The organism is Methylophaga sp. UBA5088 (assembly GCF_002414625.1).
Classification (GTDB): domain Bacteria; phylum Pseudomonadota; class Gammaproteobacteria; order Nitrosococcales; family Methylophagaceae; genus Methylophaga; species Methylophaga marina.
In genome coordinates this window covers 20386-21768 of sequence record NZ_DIAC01000099.1, presented here as the reverse complement: position 1 = coordinate 21768, position 1383 = coordinate 20386, and the positions used below count along the sequence as shown (strand labels likewise).

Here is a 1383-nt window from a genome sequence, read left to right as displayed (position 1 = left end):
GGCACCATTGATTTCAGTTTTTTCACGATTCACAAAATATTCTGTTTTATCGGCATTAGCAGAGAGACGCGAGCCCAAGTCAGAGTCTGACTCGTAGTAGCTGATCTCAAAGTCAACCGTGTCCCAGTCAAACCGTAAACCAATTTCTCTATTGGTCGTCAGGATGGGTTCTAGATCCAGCAAACTATCCACACTCAGGCCAGCGACACTCACACCGCGTAAGACACGCCCCACATCCGGCATACCAAACCCTTCTGAAGTAATTCGCAAACACACTCATCCAGGACAGAGGACTAACAACGATACCACCATTAAACAAGGTCTCACTGAAATCAGGATTCCCCCCTTTGACATCAACACTGCCCTTGCCATAAACAGTAGTGAAGTCATCGACGTCCAGCTCCGAGTGCTCATAACGAACCCCAGCATGTAATACAACGGCGTCTATAGGTTGCAACTGTAGTTGCAGGAAAGGTGCATAATTTTTATAGACCACTTCCGGTACATAATTACGGTTTGTCATGGCCAGATTTTGTAATGAGCTGTCCTCAATCAAATCCAAACCAGTCGTGACTTTCAATCTGTCTTCCAATAAACCATCTTTAACAAAGGTGAATTTTGCCCCTTTCTTCACTGACTCAATCTGCGTTTGATCAATGCTATCAGGCGCCAAAACAGGATCTTCAAAACTACTGGATGCTAGTGCCCCATATAAAGCTTCAAACTCCTGGCGATAGGCCTGGGCGGTAAACTCCATTCCTGCTAAATCATAATTTTGATATTTCAGACTGGTGGTTAATACTCTGTTATATGGCGCATCGCCGACTGGGGTTCCCCTGACTGAGGTAGTGGGTATACCTTTCTCAATATCACCGTCGACGCTAATGTAATCATTGCCACCTTTGACTTGATAACGATTTAGAGAAGCTTCTATATGCTGATCATCATTTATCCAGTAACCCAGCTTAGTGAACAGGTCGTAACTCTTGGAATTCATAATGTCGCCCTGCACATTATCGACACCAATTTCGGTACCATCGGCATCCAGAAACACACCTTGTCTTTCGTAACTTAGGCCAAGCGTATATTCGAAATAATTTTTGCTGCCACTCAGATTGTAATCTGTACGGTAACCCGACGTTTCATCACCAAACTCGCCGGTTGGTGTGGTCATTTGCACATTCAGACTTTGTTTGAGTGAATCCTGACTTGGGCGGCGGGTAATAAAGTTGATAATGCCACCCGTTGTGCCAAGCCCATGAATAGCACTGGCACCGTGAATCACTTCAACGCGCTCCACCATGGACATATCAATGGTGTGACCATCACGCTGACCATCACGTAGTGGGTTACTCTGAGGCACACCATCAATCAAAAATAACG

Annotated in this window: 1 protein-coding gene and 1 pseudogene; both read right to left on the bottom strand. The window is 45.2% G+C overall.

The features are described from left to right. Nucleotides 1-234: pseudogene (locus B4K20_RS12520) on the bottom strand (TonB-dependent receptor); the annotation flags it as partial. Next, on the bottom strand, nucleotides 185-1383 hold a 1199-nt coding region (locus B4K20_RS12515), incomplete at its 5' end, for a TonB-dependent receptor (protein ID WP_289283131.1). The pseudogene B4K20_RS12520 and the gene B4K20_RS12515, both read right to left, overlap by 50 nt.